This is a genomic window from Mesorhizobium newzealandense (assembly GCF_042682145.1).
Taxonomy (GTDB): Bacteria; Pseudomonadota; Alphaproteobacteria; order Rhizobiales; family Rhizobiaceae; genus Mesorhizobium; species Mesorhizobium newzealandense.
In genome coordinates this window covers 200800-219068 of record NZ_JBHUGZ010000001.1, presented here as the reverse complement: position 1 = coordinate 219068, position 18269 = coordinate 200800, and the positions used below count along the sequence as shown (strand labels likewise).

The window sequence follows — 18269 nt, the reverse complement described above, 5'->3', positions numbered from 1 at the left end:
CAACAAAACAAAGTCTGGTTGCTGGAAATCAAGTCTTCACGGACGGCAGTTCCGACACCAGTCGGAGCGAGGCATTGATGCCCTCCAGCTGGTAGTGCGGGCGCAGATAGAAGCGGGCATTGTAATAGCCCGGCCGCCCCTCCACGCTGTCCACCTGGACCTCGGCGGCGGCAAGCGGGCGCTTGGCGCGCGCCTTGTCGTCGGCAAAGGCCGGGTTGGCCAGCACGTAGCGGTTGATCCACTCGGTCAACCAGATCTGCATGTCGGAGCGCTCCTTGAACGAGCCGACCTTGTCGCGCGCAATGGCCTTGAGGTAGTGCGCAAAGCGCGAAACCGGGAACAGATACGGCAGGTTGGCGCTCAGCCGCTCGTTCGACTGTGCGTCGGGGTCGACCAGCCGTCCCGCCCGTGTCTCGTCGTCCTGCAGCGAGTGTGCGCCGATGAAGGCCGCGAGATCGGTATTCTTTCGATGCAGGATCGGCATCAGGCCGAGCTTGGCCAGTTCCGCTTCGCGCCGGTCGTCGATGGCGACTTCCGTCGGACATTTCATCGCTATCGACCCATCATCGGTCGGGAAGCTGTGCACCGGCAGGTTCAGCACCGTGCCGCCATTCTCGACGCCGCGGATCTGCGTGCCCCAGCCAAACAATTTGTGGCTGCGGTTGATGTTGACGCCCATCGGGAAGGCGGCGTTCATCCAGACATATTTGTTGTGATCGCCCTGCACCTCTTCCTCGAAGGTGAAGCCCTTCACCGGAACGGTATCCGTGCCATATGGCAGACGCGCCAGGACGCGCGGCATGGTCAGCCCGATGTAGCGAGCGTCCTCACTCTCGCGCAACGACTGCCACGAGGCATAGGCCGGGTTGGAGACGATCTGCTGCAGGTCTTGCGGGTTCGGCAGTTCCTGCCAGCTGTCCATGCGGAACAGGCGCGGCGAGGCGGCTGCGATAAATGGCGTGTGCGCCGAGGCGCAGATGCCGGAGATGTTGCGCAGCAGACCGACGTCGCGTGGGTGGTTGGAGAATTCGTAGGCGCCAACCACGCAGCCGATCGGCTCGCCGCCAAGCATCGAATACTCGTCCGTATAGACTTTCTTGAAGATCGGGCTCTGATCCCACATCTGGCCTTCATAGTCTTCGAGCGTGTCGGCCAGCTGCTCCTTGGAGATGTTCATCACCCGGATCTTCAGCTTCTGATCCGTCTCGGTGTTGTTGACGAGATACCAGAGGCCGCGCCATGTGCCTTCCATTTCGCGCACCTCAGGTGCGTGCAGGATCTCGTTGACCTGTGTCGTCAGCATCTTGTCGATGCCGGCGATCAGCGACTTGATCGACTTGATCGCATTGGACGAGATGGTCGTGGTGTCGGAACGGGATTGCGCCGCGAGCGCGAGATTGCGCACGAGTTGCTGCAGCTTCTCGCTGTCGTCCTTCTTGACCTTGAAATCCTTCTCGAGAAGCCCGCTGAATTCTCCCAGGTCTATGGCTTCGGCCTCGGCGGCGACGGCGGCGGTCTTTTGCTGTTCGGCCATGATTTACTCCCCAACCTTGTCGTCGTCGGCCAGCGCCTGGCCGGCGATCTTGCCAAGAAGCGGCTCGTTGTTCAGAAGCTGCGCAATGCGTTTTTCGGCGTCGACGCGGCCATCCATGAAGCCCAGCAGTTCCTCGAGCTGACGACGCATCTTGAGGATCTCGGCCAGTTGCGGAACCTGCTCGGCGATCTTGTCCGGGGCGAAATCACCCATTTTGGTGAAGGTCAGATCGAGCGCCAGTTCCTCGTCGCGCTCCTGGCCCTCGGCCTGCGGCAGCGTGTTCTTCACCCGGGCTTTGACGCGCGGCCCGAGCGCCTCCATGAACTTGGGGAAGCGGTTCGCGTCTGTCTCGACAAAGGAGCGGTCCAGCACCGACTTCGACGCTTCCTTGGTTTGCGAAGCGCCGGAAAGGTCGGCCATCACGCCCATGACGAACGGCAGTTCGATCGTCGTTGGGCTACCGTAGGTTTCCACGTCGTAGGCGATCTGCACCCGCGGCGCGCGATTTCGTTCGATGACCTTCGCTTTGCTTTCGGCTGGCATGTGTTGTTACCTTTCATCCTTCTGAGCCGTCTTCTTGACGTCGGGAACGCCGGCAAGAAGCCGGAATTCCTTCAGCCCCGACGGGGCGAGATCTTCCATCAGTTCAACGAAATCCATGTGCACCATCCGGCGCACACGCCGAGCCAGGTGCGGAATCGGGCTCGACGGTTCGGTGCGGTCATAGAAGGCGACGACCAGGTCGAGGCATTTCACCACGTCGTCGCGCGAGGAAATCCGGTCGGGAAGCCCCGTGCTCGAGTCCGCGTAGCTTGACATACTTGCCATCGTATCGGCTCCATGACCGTTTCGGGCAGGCGTTTCCGGTTCTGCCGGCGTGGACGGCTTGGCCGCGCCATTGGCCACCCCGGCTGCCGAATTCCGTTCGAGGGTCGTCAGCAAACGCTGCAGAAACCGTTTTAATTCCGGAACGGGAGCGCCGCCGCCCTCGAGACGAGTGTTGAGGGCGGTCTCGACCGCATCGAGGGCCGCGATCGCTGCCCGGGCGTCGGCGATGAGCACGACCATCTCTGCGTTGGCTTGATCTATCTGTGCCGCGCATCCGGCACGCACCCGGTTCAGGAGTTGTCCGTGCGCTGTGACCAGTGCGGCTTTTTCCGCCGCATTCAACCCCGAGGCGGCTTCCTGGAGCATGACACGGTCGTCGAGCGCACCCTTTTCCAGGTCTTTGCCCTGGATCGGGCCGATTGCGCGCGGCGCAAAGAACGTCATTTGCCGCAGGTTCGCCAACAACCCGTCCTGACCATTCTGCAGGTCGAGCAGCGCGTTGATACGGCGCAAGGCGGCATCGCGTGGCCCAGCGTTGGGCCGCAGTGCCGGATGCATGGTTTCCCAATGCTGGTCGAAGGTCTGCGCAATGAGGGTCAGACCCTGCGCGAGCCCGGCCAGTCCTTCTTCATTGGCCAGCGCGCGGGTGACGATGACGAGCAGGCGCAGGTCCCGGCCATGCGCGCGCAATTCCTCCGCCTTTGCGAGCACCGCGGGCCAGTCGACCGGAATGGTGCTTTGCGAGGTGGCCTTGTTGTTGCCGTCGTGGACGACCTTGACCTGGGCTTCCGTCAGGCGCTCCAGCTCATGAAAAGCCGGATCGTTGCGCAAATCCTCCCCGGACGGATTTTCACCGTCGAGCGGAGCAAGCCAGAGTGCGAGATCAATCACACCAACCCCCAGCGACCGGCCCTAAAACCGTACGTGACGCAACGTTATCACACCGTTGCACTTTACCACAATTCAACGACTGCCTCAAAAATTAACAGAAGCTAAACGCGATCGCCTCGAGTGCCGCAATCCGTGCTGTGATTGCCGAACCGTGTATGGCAAATGCATCGCACAAGCGCGCAATTCCGCGGTTGTTTACTGCCGGTGGTGCAGGACTTCCAAAAACGGAGGAAGCCGGCTGAACCGTGCATTGAGACCTCGTCCATCGTCCGCTTTGTCAAGTGACGGCTTATGTGGCAGGTTATCGGCTGGCAGATTGCAGGAGCACGTTCGATGGAACAGCGCCGGTCGTCGCAGAGCTTCAAACGCAAGGAACTGGTCGGCAAGCTCAATCCTGTCGGTGTGCGCGCCTTCAAGGCTGCGGCCGACACCGCAAAACTGCGCGGCAATCCTTACGTCGAACTCGTCCACTTCATCGAGCAGCTGGTGCTTTCCGAGCGCTCGGATGTGCAAATGATGATCGCCGATGCGGGACTGGATGCGAGCCGGCTCACGGCCGACATGACCCGCGCCGTCGACAAGCTGCCCTATGGCGCAACGTCGATCGAGGAATTTTCCGACCATATCTTCCATGCCATCCAGGAAGCCTGGAACCTGGCAACGCTGGAATTCGGCGTCGAGGAAGTCCGCAGCGCACACATTCTCCTTGCCTGCCTGAAGACGCCGGTGCTGGAGGGCCTGCTGTCGAAGATCAGCGGCGAGTTCGACAAGATCGACGCCGGCGCGGTCATCGCTCGGTTCGCCGATGTCATGGAAGGTTCGCTCGAAGCCGGCGCGGCTATCGCGGTTCCCGCGGCCGAAATGCCGAAGCGGGCTCCGGGCGGGGACTCGGCACTGGCCAAATACGCCACCGACCTGACCCAGCGCGCCCGCGACGGCAAGATCGATCCGGTCGTCGGCCGCGATCCGGAGATCCGGCAGATCGTCGATATCCTGATGCGACGCCGGCAAAACAACCCGATCCTGACCGGTGAGGCCGGGGTCGGCAAGACCGCGGTGGTCGAGGGCTTTGCCTTGCGTATCGCCCAGGACGATGTGCCGCCCACGCTGCAAGGGGTAAGCGTGCGCATGCTCGATGTCGGATTGATGCAGGCGGGTGCAAGCGTGAAGGGCGAATTCGAAAAACGGCTGAAGGCTGTCATCGATGAGGTTCAATCGTCCGAAACGCCGGTCATCCTGTTCATCGACGAAGCCCACACCTTGATCGGCGCCGGCGGCGCGGCAGGAACAGGCGATGCCGCCAATCTCTTGAAACCGGCGCTGGCGCGTGGCGAACTTCGTACCATCGCGGCAACGACCTGGGCCGAATACAAGCAGCACATCGAGAAGGACCCGGCGCTGACCCGTCGTTTCCAGGTGGTGAAGATCGACGAGCCGTCGGAGGCGGTGGCCGTTCTCATGTTGCGCGGTGTGGCCGGCGTCCTGGAGCAGCACCACAAGGTACAGATACTGGATGAGGCGATCGAGGCGGCGGTCGGCTTGTCGCATCGCTACATCCCGGCGCGGCAACTGCCCGACAAGGCGGTAAGCCTTCTCGACACCGCTTGCGCCCGTGTCGCCATATCGCAGCACGCCACGCCGGCCGAGGTCGAAGACATCATGCGTCGCCGCCAGGCGCTCGAGGTCGAGCGCGGCATCATCGGCCGCGAGGCCGCGATCGGCATCGAGGTGACCGAGCGGCAGGCACGGGTCGACACCGGGCTTGCCGAAACCGAGGTTACGCTGGCCGCCGCGCAGCAGCGTTGGGATCGGGAAAAAGCCCTGGTTGCCGAGATACTCGAACTGCGTGCCAGGCTGCGCGGCGAAGGTGTGCCGCTCGATGCGGTGGAGACGCCTGAGACCGATACCGAGACAGCAGGCGCGGACGCAGCCGAGACTGAGCCGCCCAAGACCGAAACGCCAAAAACTGAGACGCCCAAAACCAAAGCGGCCAAGACCAAAACAGCCAAGACCGATGTGGAGGCGCCGGCGGCTGCCAAGGCTTCGCCGCCCGATCCGGCCGCCGATCTCGCCCGGCTGCGCGAACTGATGGCCGAACTGGCCGAGGCGCAAGGCGAAACGCCGCTGATCCTGCCGTCGGTCGACCGCAACGCCGTGGCGGCGGTCGTTCAGGACTGGACGGGAATTCCGACCGGGCGGATGCTGTCGAGCCAGACCGAGAAGGCGCTGCGGCTCGCCGCGACCCTGTCCGAACGCGTGGTCGGCCAGGATCACGCCATGGAGATGATCGCCAAGCGTGTGCAGACCAGCCGCGCCGGGCTCGGCGCGCCGGAAAAACCGGTGGGCGTGTTCCTGCTCTGCGGCCCCTCGGGCGTCGGCAAGACCGAAACCGCATTGGCGTTGGCCGAAACACTCTATGGCGGCGAGCAGAACCTCATCTCGATCAACATGTCCGAGTTCCAGGAGGCGCATACGGTCTCTACCTTGAAGGGCGCTCCGCCCGGATATGTCGGCTACGGCAAGGGCGGAATCCTGACCGAGGCGGTCCGCCGCAAACCCTATTCGGTGATCCTGCTCGACGAGGTCGAGAAGGCGCATCCGGACGTGCACGAGATCTTTTTCCAGGTTTTCGACAAGGGCATGATGGACGACAGCGAGGGCCGGCGCATCGATTTCAAGAACACGCTGATCCTGCTCACCTCGAATGTCGGCTCGGAGGTGATCATGGACCGGACCAGGAACGGCACGCTGCGGGCCGGGCTCGACGATCTGGACACTGCCTTGCGCAGCCCGTTGCTGAAGGTCTTCCCGGCGGCCTTTCTCGGCCGGGTGGTGACCATTCCCTACTATCCGCTCTCGGACTCGATGATCGAAGCGATCACCCGTCACCAGTTCGCCAAGATCGCGCGCCGGCTGCGTGCGACCAACGACGCGGAATTGGTGATCGGCGACGGTGTCATGGATCTGGTCAAGGCCCGCTGCACCGAGATCGAATCCGGCGGGCGGATGATCGATGCCATCCTGACCAACACGCTTCTGCCGGAATTGAGCCGCGGCGTGCTGAACCGGTCGCTCGGCGGCGAAAAGATGACCAAGGTGACCGTTGGCGCCTCCAAGGAGGGCTTCACCTATTCCTTTGAGTAGCCGCTGCCGTTCGCTTCAGAACGGACAGGCTCGTTGGTCAGCCTAATTCGTCTTCAACCGCCCAACGCGGTTCTCGGCGATCCAGCGCGCGGCGAGCACCAGGGCGCCCATGCTGAAATCCTTGCCGTGCTTGGCCACCATCTCTTCCGACAATTTGGCCAGCCGTTCGAAAAATTCGTCCTTGCTCTCGTCTTCGGCCGCGAGTTCGGTTTGCATTCCATCCTCCTGTTTCATGGACTTGTCCGCTACTTGAACATCTGTGCGGGAAAGGTGACGATCGCGGCGGTGCCGTCGGCACTGCCCACCGCCAGATGGCGTCCGTCGCTGGACCAGGCAAGCGCGGTGACAGTGCTCCCCAGCGCCCTGACGAGAAGCTCGTCCCGCGCGCCGATCTGGGCGACGGTGATCCGGCCGTTGGCATAGCCGGCGGCAATCAGTTTCTTCTCCGGGTGCGCCGCCACCGCTTCGACCAGAACCAGTCCGGCATGACCGGTCTCCAGCGCGCCAGAGGTTTCGCCGCCGAATGGCGGGGCGGTCATCGACCAGCCGGTTATCCGGAATGCGCCCGACGCAAACAGCGCGTTGGCCGTCTGGCTCCAGCACACTGACCGAACCGGCGACGGGAATCCCGCGACGAGTCCCGCAAGGTTGTCGGCCAGGCTGACCAGGGCAAAGCCGCCTGTTTCGAGCCCGCAGGCCAGCCATGTGCCGTCGCTGCTCCAGCGGATTGACGCCGGGCGCGCCGAAAGGGGGACATCGCGGATCAAGGCAGCGTCGCCTTCAACCGACCAGATCGACAGTCCCTCGCCAACGCCACAGGCGAGGTGTTTCCCGCCAGGTGAAAAAGCAAGAGCGTCCATCGACGATGCCGCTGCGTGTTTCAGCTTCACCGCATCGCCCCGGCCACTCGAGAGGAAGACATCATGCCCGTTGCTGACGGCTGTTGTGTCCGACCGGACGCTGTGGTCGATGGCGACGATCGGTCCGTCGATCTTGATCAGTGGCTCCACCACTTCACCGCCGGCGGTCAGATGCAGCGCTTCGCCGCTTGCCGCGCCGACGAGGAAGCCGGAATGCGCATAGGCAACCAGCGGGACATCGCCATCTCCGAATGCCCCTGTTGCGATCAGGGGCACCGGAGGCTTCTCCCTTGGCCGGATCGTCGTCTGCCCGAGATCGTTGCTCACCCTGAGCCGCGCCTCCGGTGGCTCGTGATCCGCGACCGTTGCAATGGCGACGGTTCCGTCCACGCAGGCAAAGGCGACCGTCGAGCCATCGGCGCTGAAGCGCAGATCGGCGATCGCCGACGGCCGCCGCCAGCTGCGGGCCAGAAGGTCGAACAAGGTCAGGTTCTGCATCGTCTGCTGGTTCACGGGTGTCTCTCCATCAGTCCTTGTTCATCGCTGCGGCAAGCCGGCGATCGACGTCCTCGACATCACCTTCGGCTGCGACGATGCGGTCCTCGCAGGCCGTGCAGGCCTGCATGATCGCCTCGGCACTTCGCTCTGCCTCATGCAAGTCCCGCACCAGTTGCTCGCTGGCGCCGCTTCTGCCGATTTCGAGCTCCAGGCGCAGGACCTCCATTTCGATACCGGCGCGCTTCTGATTGAGCCGCAACGCCTCCGCGGTGAGCGCGGAAACGCCGGCGACAAGGTCGAGCCGCCGAGCCAGCAGCGCGTCGCGTTTGGCGGTGCCCGATCCTCCGGTCATGTTTCGCTCCCAGCCAAAGGTCCCTGCGGCTTTTCGAAGGTGGACAGCAGTCTGGGCAATGTGCCGGCCTGCGACTGGAACTGTTTTTCGGCGGTCTCGATGTGGCTCTTGAGCTGATCCCAGATGTCGACGCGGATCATCGATGTCGTGTCGCCGGTCAGGCGCTCGATCTCGTCGACACGGAACTGGCGCGTCAGCGAAACGCCGGAAAACACGAAGTCGCGCAACAGGATCGCATGGCTCTCGATGAACAGATGGATCATCGGATGCGTCTCCGCGGTGACGCCACCGGCGGCGAGTTCGGCCCGGATGAAGTCCTGGAAATGGCTCTGCAGGCGGTGCTGGCTCTCGCCCATGAAACGCATGACAAAGACCAGGTCGCGCGGCATCAGCCTGACAAGATCGCCGGCAACGCCATCGGCCTGGCTGGACATTGGCTCTGGTGGCCCCCGGCTGTCCCTGTCGTTCGGCATGGTCTCTCTCCAGCGCCAGGCCCGTCCATGGGCCGTCGCCTTCAGATAGTAGATAAAGACGAAGAATTGAATAGATGATATTTGTTTTCGTATTTGCTGCGCTTGCTAACTAAACATATTGCACATGCGAATAGACGTTAAATATTACAGGCGTACTTTACAACTGTAAAACAACGTTACAGTCGACCATCTGCTCATATGCCGAAAGGGCGGCGATTTTGTTTTGAACGTCAGCCATGGGCGATCTTTCCAAACTGGCACGACGCTTGCTTTGTACATTTCCACAAGAAGCCCATCGCGCTTTGACGCGGTGCCAAAAGAACGAAGGAACGGAGGAAGCAGGCCGCTTCGAGACGCCCATCGCACATGCGATTGGCGCCGCGGATCCTGCCAGACGCCTCCAGCACCTTTGCCGCGATCCACTTGAATGGCCGGACGATGAGTCGCGCCTGAATGCGCAACCCTTTGTCGTGCCGTTCGCACTCTCACTGGCGGTGCTGTGTGCCGCTTCATGCCGGGGTCAAGGGACCCGCGGTTCAAACCTGGTGGAGGCTTATGACCATGACGTCTCTGACGCTCAACAAGATCACCTCGCAACGCGGAATCTCCGTCGGCGAGGCAACCAAGAAGATTGCCGATCTCGGCTGGAATCCTTCCTACGTCCAGGAAGCGATGACGTTTCCGACCGACTACAAGATCAACAAGACGCCGCGCGACCCGATGAAACAGGTCTTGCGGTCGTATTTCCCGATGCAGGAAGAGAAGGACAACCGTGTTTACGGCGCGCTCGACGCGGCGTTGCGCGGCGACATGTTCCGCAATGTCGAGCCGCGCTGGGTCGAGTGGATGAAGCTCTTCCTGGCCATCATTCCCTTCCCGGAAATCTCCGCCGCCCGCTCGATGGCGATGGTCGCCCGTATCGCACCCGGCGAGGAACTCCGGACCGGCTTCACCATGCAGATGATCGACGAGTTCCGTCACTCGACGATCCAGATGAATTTGAAGAAATGGTACATGGAGAACTACATCGATCCGGCCGGCTTCGACATCACCGAGGAAGCCTTTGGAAAATGCTACGCCACCACCATCGGCCGGCAGTTCGCGGAAGGCTTCATCACCGGCGACACGATGACCGCCGCCTGCATGTACCTGACCGTGGTCGCCGAGACCGCCTTCACCAACACCCTGTTCGTCGCGATGCCTTCGGAAGCCGCCCGCAACGGCGACTATGCGCTGCCGACGGTCTTCCTGTCGGTGCAGTCCGACGAGAGCCGGCACATCGGCAATGGCCACTCGCTGCTGATGGCCGCGCTCAAGGAGCCGGAAAACCACCTCTTGCTGGAACGCGACCTGCGCTACGCCTTCTGGCAGAACCACGCCATCGTCGATGCCGCCATCGGCACCTTCATCGAATACGGCACCACCAACCGCGACAAGAACAAGGAGTCCTACGCGGAAATGTGGCACCGCTGGATCTATGAGGACTACTACCGCACCTACATGCTGCCGCTCGAAAAATACGGCATCAAGGTCCATCACGACGACGTCCAGGCGGCCTGGGAACGCATCACCAAGAAGAACTATGTCCACAAAGTCGGGCAGTTCTTCGCGGTCGGCTGGCCGGTCAACTTCTGGCGCATCGAAGCCCAGACCGACAAGGACTTCGAGTGGTTCGAGCACAAATATCCGGGCTGGTACGCCGAGTTCGGCGACTTCTGGAAATGGTACGCCAAGCTCAGCCACAAGGGCGAGAAGGTGCTGCTGTTCAACAGCGACGTCGGCTACGTCTATCCGCACCGCTGCTGGTCCTGCCTCGTTCCCTGCCTGATCCGCGAGGACATGGTGGTCGGCGAAATCGACGGCCAGCTTCACACCTTTGCCCATGAGCTCGACAAGTGGACCGCAACGGTCGCCTTCGCCGACGAGTATCAGGGCCGCCCGACGCCCGCGATGGGCCGCTTCAGCGGCAAGCGCGAGTGGGAAACGCTCTATGACGGCTGGGATCTGGCCGATGCGATCAAGGACCTGAACTTCGTCCGTTCCGACGGCAAGACGCTCGTCCCGCAGCCGCATATGCGCTTCGACGACAAGGAGATGTGGACGCTGGACGACGTGCGAGGCAACAAGCTGGGCTCGCCGCTCAACGCGCTGCGTGCCATGTCGCCCGCGGATCGTGAGAAGCACCTGGCGGACTACGCCAAGGGCTTCACCATCAATCCCTGCAACTGATCAGGCCAAGGGGGCGGGTTCGTCCCGCCCCCTTCCTTTTACTGGAGGTCCGTATGTCGGAAACCCACACGGTCAGGCTCAGCCCGGTCGGCGTCGAATTCGAGGTCGAAAATGGCGAAACGGTGCTCAACGCCGCTTTCCGCCAGGGCATCGCCCTGCCGCACGGCTGCAAGGAAGGGCAATGCTCGGCCTGCAAAAGCGTGTTGCTCGAAGGCGAAGTCGACATGCTGAAATACTCGACCTTCGCGCTGAACGACATGGAGAAGGAAAGCGGGCACGTCCTGTTGTGCCGCTGCATCGCCTACTCCGACCTGGAAGTCGAGCTTCTCAACTACGACGAGGAGATTCTGGCGAAAGCGATCGCAGTGAAGACGTACAAGGGCCGGATTGCTCGCATCGAGCAGCTGACCCACGACATTCGCGGCATCGAGATCGAACTCGGCTCCCCAATGAAGTTCTGGGCGGGGCAATATGTCGACATCACGGTTACCACGCAAAAAGGGGAGACGATTACGCGCTCGTTCTCCATGGCAAATACGCCGGACCAAACCGAAAAACTCTCCTTCATCATCAAAAAATACCCTGAGGGAAAGTTTTCCGGAGAACTCGATTCCGGAGGCATCGAAGCCGGAGCCGAGGTCACCGTCGTCGGACCTTACGGAACCTGTTTCCGCCGCGACGAACGGCAAGGACCCCTGATCCTGGTCGGCGCCGGCTCGGGCATGTCGCCGATCTGGTCGATCCTCAACGACCATCTCAACAGCGGTGAGAAGCGTCCGGTCTATTTCTTCTACGGCGCCCGCACCCGCAACGACCTGTTCTATCTCGACAGGATCGCCGAGCTGGTCGGCAATCATTCCGACGTCACCTTCATTCCCGTGCTGTCGCACGCGAACGACGACGCCGAATGGCAAGGCGAACGTGGCTTCGTGCACCAGAGTGTCGACGCCATGCTCAAGCAACTGGCGGTCGACGGGCAGGGCGATGTCCATGCCTGTGGTCCGCCGCCGATGATCGATGCGCTGCAGCCGGTCCTGTTCATGAACGGCTTCGAAACCGAGCGGATCTTCTTCGACAAGTTCACCACATCGGCAGGTGCTACGCCGACCCACTGAGGGGCAGCCACGCAACTGCAACCACAATTGCAACAAAGGGAGTGAAGACTATGCCAGCTATTTCGAGTTCAGTCGGATCCGGAGCCGCCGGCGCGGCGATCTTTGCCGACTCCGACAGTCGGAAGTACCGGTATTTCGACCCGAAGGGCCAGCGCGCCACGCACTACGAAGACATGACGGTCGACGTACAACCTGACCCGGAGCGTTACCTGATCCAGGACTGGATCATCTCCTTTGCCGACGGCAAGGGCGCCTATGTCAAGCAGAACACCGCCGCGCAGAGCTCCAACTGGCATGCCTTCCGCGCCCCTGATCAGGAGTGGGAACGCACACACTACCAGCGCCAGTCGAAGATCGAGACGATGGTGCAGAGCGTCATCAACAACGCCCGCAAGTCGGGGGCGCCGAAGACCTTCGACAAGGCCTGGGTCAAGATCCTGCAGACGCAGCTCGGCGCCTGGAAGCACGCCGAATTCGGGCTCGGCACCTCGCTGATGCAGGCGCAGCGTTACGGCTACACCCAGATGATCAACAACGCGACGCTGACCAACTCGTCTTACAAGCTGCGGCTTGCCCAGGACATCACGCTCTACCTTGCCGAGATCGGCATGGACCTGCCCGGCTGGGACGACGAACTCGGCAAGAAGGCCTGGCTCGAGGACAAGAACTGGCAAGGTACCCGCGAAGCGATCGAGACCATCATGGGCGCGACCGACTATCTCGAACAGTATTTTGCCATCAACATCATCTTCGAACCGCTGGTGGGCGAGGTGTTCCGCTCAGGCTTCCTGATGCAGATCGCCGCCGCCAACCACGACTTCATCACGCCGGCGGTGATCTCGGCGGCCGAAGCCGACTACGAGCGCAACCTCGCCAATACGATCGACCTCATGCACCTGCTCGCCAATGACGAGAAGCATGGCGCGGCGAACAAGAAGCTCTTCCAGGGCTGGGTCAAGAAGCACGGCGCGCTCGCCGACAAGGCAGCCACCGGCCTACAGCCGATCTGGTCGATGCCGCATTCCAAGCCGGTCGCTTTCGCCGATGTCCGTGCCAAATCCGAAGAACGGATTTGGCAGATACTCGGCGAACTTGGCCTCAAGCGCTGACACCAAGGAGAAACTGTCATGTCAACTGCAGCACGCGACGCATCGCAATCCAACATCTTCAGGGCGATGAAGGACATCACCTTCGAACAGACGATTTCGCATCAGTGCGGCGTCACCATGAACGACTCCGTGGAAGCCAGGGCCATCGCTGAATTCATGGGCCTGAAGCCGAACGTAATCGTTACCTACCAACCGGCGATGATCCGCATCGATGGCAGCGGCAAGCTGATCTTCAAGATGGACGAGATCAGCGAATATCTCGGCCGCGAGATGACAGCGGAAACCTTCGAGGTCAACAGCTCGACCCACTACGGGCGGATGGTGCGCATCGACGACAACACCGTGATCCTGTTCGGCAACATGGACGAGATGTTCGAATACATCGAATAGCCGCCACAAATCGGGCGCGCCGCCTGGTTGCGGCGCGCCGATCCGATCAACACGCATCTCGCGGAGGGAAGAATGTTTAGGACACCGGAAGGCAAGGATATTTTCGTGGTCGACGGCCACACCCATTTCTGGGACGGCAGCCCGGAAAACCAGAAAAATGTCCACGGCAAGCAGTTCATCGAATGCTTCTACGCCTATCACACGGGGCTGAGCCCCAAGGACCAGCTTTGGGAGAAGAGCAAGTTCGAAAAGTACAGCGCCGACGATCTCTATCGCGACCTGTTCATCGACGGTCCCGACGATGTGGCGATCGTGCAGTCGACCTATCTCAAGGACTTCTACAAGAACGGCTTCAACACGATCGAGCGCAACGCCGAGGTGGCCAAGCGCTATCCAGAGCGTTTCATCGTCAATGGCGCCTTCGATCCGCGCGACGGCGAGAAGGCGCTCGAGTACATCCACTTCCTCAAGGAGACCTACAACGTCAAGGGCGTGAAGATGTACACGGCCGAATGGAACGGCGCTTCCAAGGGCTGGAAACTCACCGACCCCGATGCCTACAAATGTTTCGAACTCTGCGACAAGCTCGGCATCAAGAACATCCACGTCCACAAGGGTCCGACGATCATCCCGCTCTCGAAGGACGCCTTCGACGTGCATGACGTCGACTACGCGGCGACGGATTTCCAGGGCCTCAACTGGATCATCGAGCATTGCGGCCTGCCGCGTCTCGACGATTTCTGCTGGATCGCGACGCAGGAAACCAACGTCTATGGCGGGCTGGCCGTGGCGCTGCCCTTCATCCATTCCCGCCCGCGCTACTTCGGCGAGGTCATCGCCGAACTGCTGTTCTGGATCGGCCCGGAGAAAATCCTGTTCGGTTCCGACTACGCGATCTGGACGCCGCGTTGGCTGGTCGAGAAGTTCTGGGCCTACCAGATCCCCGAGGATATCGCCGCAGAACGCGGTGTGCAGCTGACCGACGAGATCAAGGAGAAGATCCTCGGCCTCAATGCCGCGCGTCTCTACAACATCGATATCGAAGCCAAGAAGAAGGCGCTTGCCAGTTCGCCCTTCAGCATCGCGGCGGAGTAGGAGCCATGGCAAGCGCCAGTGTTTCCGGCGACTGCCAGAAGGAACTCTGGCGGCGCCTTGGTGAGGTCAACGACCCGGAACTCGACGAACCCATCACCGAGATGGGCTTCGTCGAGCGGGGCGAGGTGAAGGGCGATGGCAGCGTGGAGATCGATTTCCGCCTGCCGACCTACTGGTGCTCGCCCAATTTCGCGTTCTTGATGCTGGATGGTGTGCGCAAGGCGCTCGACCAGCTCTCCTGGTCGCCGGCCTATCGCGTCAAGCTGCACGACCACATGTTCGCGGAAGAGGTCAATCGCGGCATGGAAGCCGGCAAGACGTTCGGCGACATTTTCGCCGAGCTTGCCGAGGACCAGGATCTTGGCGCTTTGCGCGAAACCTTCGCAATGAAGGCGTTCAAGCGGCGCCAGGAGGCGGTCCTGCGCGGTCTGCGGCAGCACGGCCTGACCGATGGGGAAATCCTCGGCATGGACCTGCCGGCATACGACGTCGCCCGGTTCGAAGCCGGCGAAGCCGCCAAACAGAAGCCGAGATACAGGGCGGCTCTGCTTGATCGTTTTCCCGACCGGCGGGCGGACGATCCTGTGTTCGTGACCTGGGAAGGGCAGAGAATACCGCCTGGCGCGCTCGGTGCCCATCTCGCCGACCTGCGCGGTGTGCGCATCAACATGGAGTTCAACGGCGCGTTGTGCCGCGGGCTCAAGCAGACCAGATACAAGGAACTGGATGTGGTCGACGGCGAACCGACGCTGGTCGATTTCATTCTGGATCGCGTGCCGGCACGAGCCGCGCCGCCCGTCTGAAGCAGAGCTGACAGCAACGGCCTCCCTCGCACGAGGCCCCCAACCAACAACCCGCCCGTAAGGCGGAAGGAGGAATCATGCCCAAGATAATGCTTCACAATTCCGAGGCCCGCCGTGCTCTCGCCCGCGGTGTCTTCCGGCTCGCCGCTGCCGTCGAGCCGACGCTCGGCCCCAAGGGCATGAACGCCATGATCGACCGGCCGATCGGCACGCCGATGGTGACCCGCGACGGTGTCAGCATCGCCTCCGAGATCGAGCTGCACGACCGTTTCGAGAACATGGGCGCACAGGTGGTCCGCGAAGTGTCGATGCAGACCAACGAGATCGCCGGCGACGGCACCACGACGGCCATCGTACTCGCCAACGCGCTCATCCAGGGCGGCGTCGAGGCCAATGAGCGCGGGGTGAAATCCGTTGATCTGTGCAAGGGCATCGACCTAGCCGTGGCGGCGGTGGTGGCGGCGCTCAAGGCGTCCGCCAGGCCGGCCAAGGGCAACGGCATCCTGGCCTCGGTCGCCAACATCGCGGCAACCAACACCAAGCTTGGCGCGCTGGTGGCGGAAGCGCATCAGCGGGTGGGCGCCGAAGGCGTCATCACCACCGACTTCAGCGTCACCACCGAGACCACGCTCGATGTCGTCGAGGGCATGTCGTTCGAACGCGGCTACCTCTCGCATCACATGGTGACCGACCAGGAGAAGATGGAGGCGGTTCTCGAACGGCCCTACATCCTGATGACCGACCTCAAGATCAAGGAGCCCGGGCAGCTCGATACGGTTCGCCGCATTGCCGACGAGGCCGGCCGGCCGCTGCTGATCGTGTCCGAGGAAATGTCGCCGGAAGTGGTGGTGACGCTGCTCGGCAAGCAGGGACCGGGGAGATACCTCGTCGTGCATCCGCCGGAATATGGCCATTGGCGCAAGGCGATGATGGAGGACCTGGCCATCATTACCGGCGGCAAGGTGATCGCCCGCGACCTTGGCGGTCGGCTCGAGGATGTCACCGCCGACGATCTCGGAACCGCAGACCGGGTGAAGACCAGTTCGTCCTACACCTCGATCATTCGTGGCGGCGGCGACCATGCGGCAATCGCCTCGCGCCGCGCCCAGGTGCAGCGGCAGTACGAAGCCTCGCCGCCCAACATCGACCAGGACAAGCTGCGCGAACGCCTGGCCAAGCTCTCCGGCGGCACCGCGATCCTCTATGCCGGCGGCGTCACGCCGGTCGAGCAGAAGCGGACCATCCAGTTGATCGAGGATTCGCTGAATGCGGTGCGCGCCGCATCCGAAGAGGGCGTCGTCGCCGGCGGCGGCTCGGCACTCGCCCAGATCGCGCCGCTGCTCGACAAGGTGGCGGCCGGCGTCGACGGGGATGTCGCCGAGGGCGTGCGCCTGGTGCGCTCGGTCTTGTCGCGGCCGCTCTGGCGCATCGCCGCCAATGCCGGCGCCGATCCCGAAGCAGTCGTGGCGGAAGTTACGCGCATCAATGGCGGCTACGGCTACAACGCGTCCGCCGGCAGCTACCAGAACATGTTCGAGGCAGGGATCATCGATCCGGTCCGCGTCACTTACACCGCGCTCGCCAACGCAGCTTCGGTGGCGACGCTGATCCTGACCACCGAAACGCTGATCGGCCATCTCGCCGAGGACGAGGACCCGACGGCTGGACCGGCTCGCGGCGGCGGCTCCGAAAAGCTCGGCCGCGCCTAAGCAATCCGAACAATCTCGACGTCGAAAGGATACGACGATGAAAGCTGCCAGACTTTACGAATACGACCCAAAGATGAACGTCCAGCTCAGGATCGAGGAGGTCAAGGCGCCGACGATCACTGCCCCGGACGAGGTGATCGTGCGGGTCGGTGCAGCCGGCCTCTGCCGCACTGACTTGCACATCATCGAGGGTATGTGGAAGCCGACGATGGACCCCGAAGGCACGCTGTTGCCCTACATAATGGGCCACGAGAATGCCGGCTGGGTCGAGGAGGTCGGCAGCGGCGTCAGGTCGGTCAAGCGCGGCGACGCCGTGATCTGCCATCCCTTCCGCTCCTGCGGCATCTGCCTCAACTGCCGCCATGGCGAGGATATGTATTGCGACAACGGCCAGTTCCCCGGCCTTGGCATGAATGGCGGGTTCGCCGAGTACTTCATCACCAGCGAGCGCTCGCTGATCAAGCTGAACGCCAACATCACGCCGATCGAGGTGGCGCCGCTGGCCGATGCCGGCATCACCGCCTACCGCGCCGCCAAGCGAGCGGCGAAGCTCCTGCGGCCGGGGAGTTACTGCGTGCTGCTCGGCATAGGCGGGCTCGGCCACATCGCGCTGCAATCGCTGCACGCGATCTCCGGCTGCCGCATCATCGCCGTCGATCGCGAACCGGCGGCGCGGGTGCTGGCCAAGGACCTGGGTGCCGACTTCATCCTCGATGGCGGGCCAAACGTCGTCGAGGAAGTCAGCCAGATCACCGGCGGCGGCGCGCATGTGGTGATCGACTTCGTCGGCGAACTCGGTGTCGAGAACATCTGCTGGAAGATGGTGCGCAAGGGTGGGCAACTGTTCGTCGTCGGCTATGGCGGCAATATCAACGTACCGACCGCGCATCTCGTCATCGAGGAGATCAACATCGGCGGCAGCCTGGTCGGCAATTTCACCGAGCTTGTCGAACTGATGGAGCTCAACGCCGACGGCAAGGTGAAGATGCACTACACCGAGTACAATCTCGCCAGCATCAACACCGCGCTCGACGATTTCAAGAACCGCCGGTTCACTGGCCGCGGCGTCATCGTGCCCTGAAAACCCTGCACCGCACGCGGCATGGAACGGGTGTCGCGTGCGGTTCGATCTGGCTGCCTGCCGGACCGGCAAGCCTTACCTTTTGAGCTCCGTGGCTGATGCCATGGCATTTCCGTGTCGGGACGTCGGCGAAGCGCGATCCCCGCACGAGTTTCCTT

At 62.4% G+C, this 18269-nt stretch carries 16 protein-coding genes; 9 read left to right on the top strand and 7 right to left on the bottom strand.

Translation table 11 applies throughout. The annotated features are described in order from the left end of the window. Positions 1-28: 28 nt before the first annotated feature. From tssC to tssA, 3 genes are read right to left on the bottom strand one after another with little or no spacing between them, the layout of a single operon-like run. On the bottom strand, positions 29-1534 hold the full coding sequence (gene tssC / locus ACFSOZ_RS01035) for a type VI secretion system contractile sheath large subunit (RefSeq protein WP_379092455.1): 1506 nt from the start codon (positions 1532-1534) through the stop codon (positions 29-31). 3 nt (positions 1535-1537) lie between these two features. Beyond that, complete coding sequence (gene tssB / locus ACFSOZ_RS01030; protein WP_379092452.1) at positions 1538-2077, bottom strand: type VI secretion system contractile sheath small subunit; 540 nt, start codon at positions 2075-2077, stop codon at positions 1538-1540. Positions 2078-2083: 6 nt separating this feature from the next. Continuing rightward, positions 2084-3253, bottom strand: coding sequence for a type VI secretion system protein TssA (gene tssA / locus ACFSOZ_RS01025; protein WP_379092449.1), 1170 nt, complete (start codon positions 3251-3253; stop codon positions 2084-2086). Between the two features lie 333 nt (positions 3254-3586). Here tssA and tssH point away from each other — a divergent pair, with 333 nt between their 5' ends. Then, positions 3587-6397 carry a type VI secretion system ATPase TssH gene (gene tssH, locus ACFSOZ_RS01020; RefSeq protein ID WP_379092446.1) on the top strand — a complete coding sequence of 937 codons (2811 nt, stop codon included), beginning with the start codon at positions 3587-3589 and terminating at the stop codon, positions 6395-6397. A gap of 42 nt (positions 6398-6439) precedes the next feature. Here the strand turns inward: tssH and ACFSOZ_RS01015 are convergent, their stop codons facing one another. The 4 genes from ACFSOZ_RS01015 to ACFSOZ_RS01000 are packed head-to-tail and all read right to left on the bottom strand — an operon-like array spanning position 6440 to position 8580. After that, positions 6440-6613, bottom strand: coding sequence for a hypothetical protein (locus tag ACFSOZ_RS01015; protein WP_379092443.1), 174 nt, complete (start codon positions 6611-6613; stop codon positions 6440-6442). 29 nt (positions 6614-6642) lie between these two features. After that, positions 6643-7770, bottom strand: a complete 1128-nt coding sequence (locus tag ACFSOZ_RS01010; protein ID WP_379092440.1) for a WD40 repeat domain-containing protein — start codon at positions 7768-7770, stop codon at positions 6643-6645. Positions 7771-7783: 13 nt separating this feature from the next. Continuing rightward, positions 7784-8107: a hypothetical protein gene (locus ACFSOZ_RS01005; protein WP_379092438.1), complete on the bottom strand. Its 324-nt coding sequence runs from the start codon at positions 8105-8107 to the stop codon at positions 7784-7786. Further along, a complete protein-coding gene (locus tag ACFSOZ_RS01000) occupies positions 8104-8580 on the bottom strand; it encodes a hypothetical protein (protein ID WP_379092435.1) in 477 nt (158 codons plus the stop codon). Before ACFSOZ_RS01000 ends, ACFSOZ_RS01005 begins: the two co-directional genes overlap by 4 nt. A gap of 555 nt (positions 8581-9135) precedes the next feature. Between ACFSOZ_RS01000 and ACFSOZ_RS00995 the strand changes: the two genes are divergently transcribed. From ACFSOZ_RS00995 to ACFSOZ_RS00960, 8 genes are all read left to right on the top strand, one after another. Then, positions 9136-10809 carry an aromatic/alkene/methane monooxygenase hydroxylase/oxygenase subunit alpha gene (locus tag ACFSOZ_RS00995; RefSeq protein WP_379092432.1) on the top strand — a complete coding sequence of 558 codons (1674 nt, stop codon included), beginning with the start codon at positions 9136-9138 and terminating at the stop codon, positions 10807-10809. A gap of 53 nt (positions 10810-10862) precedes the next feature. Next, entirely contained in the window at positions 10863-11924 is a 1062-nt protein-coding gene (locus ACFSOZ_RS00990) for an NADH:ubiquinone reductase (Na(+)-transporting) subunit F (RefSeq protein ID WP_379092430.1), read from the top strand. 50 nt (positions 11925-11974) lie between these two features. Then, positions 11975-13033, top strand: a complete 1059-nt coding sequence (locus ACFSOZ_RS00985) for an aromatic/alkene monooxygenase hydroxylase subunit beta (RefSeq protein ID WP_379092427.1) — start codon at positions 11975-11977, stop codon at positions 13031-13033. Positions 13034-13051: 18 nt separating this feature from the next. Next, positions 13052-13423, top strand: a complete 372-nt coding sequence (locus tag ACFSOZ_RS00980) for an MmoB/DmpM family protein (RefSeq protein ID WP_379092424.1) — start codon at positions 13052-13054, stop codon at positions 13421-13423. Between the two features lie 72 nt (positions 13424-13495). Continuing rightward, positions 13496-14518 (top strand): amidohydrolase family protein, encoded by a 1023-nt coding sequence (locus tag ACFSOZ_RS00975; RefSeq protein ID WP_379092422.1) that lies wholly within the window; start codon positions 13496-13498, stop codon positions 14516-14518. Between the two features lie 5 nt (positions 14519-14523). Continuing rightward, entirely contained in the window at positions 14524-15321 is a 798-nt protein-coding gene (locus ACFSOZ_RS00970) for an iron-sulfur cluster assembly protein (protein ID WP_379092418.1), read from the top strand. Between the two features lie 77 nt (positions 15322-15398). Further along, positions 15399-17030, top strand: coding sequence for a molecular chaperone GroEL (gene groEL, locus ACFSOZ_RS00965; protein ID WP_379092415.1), 1632 nt, complete (start codon positions 15399-15401; stop codon positions 17028-17030). A gap of 37 nt (positions 17031-17067) precedes the next feature. Beyond that, positions 17068-18111 (top strand): NAD(P)-dependent alcohol dehydrogenase, encoded by a 1044-nt coding sequence (locus tag ACFSOZ_RS00960; protein WP_379092412.1) that lies wholly within the window; start codon positions 17068-17070, stop codon positions 18109-18111. Positions 18112-18269 lie beyond the last annotated feature (158 nt).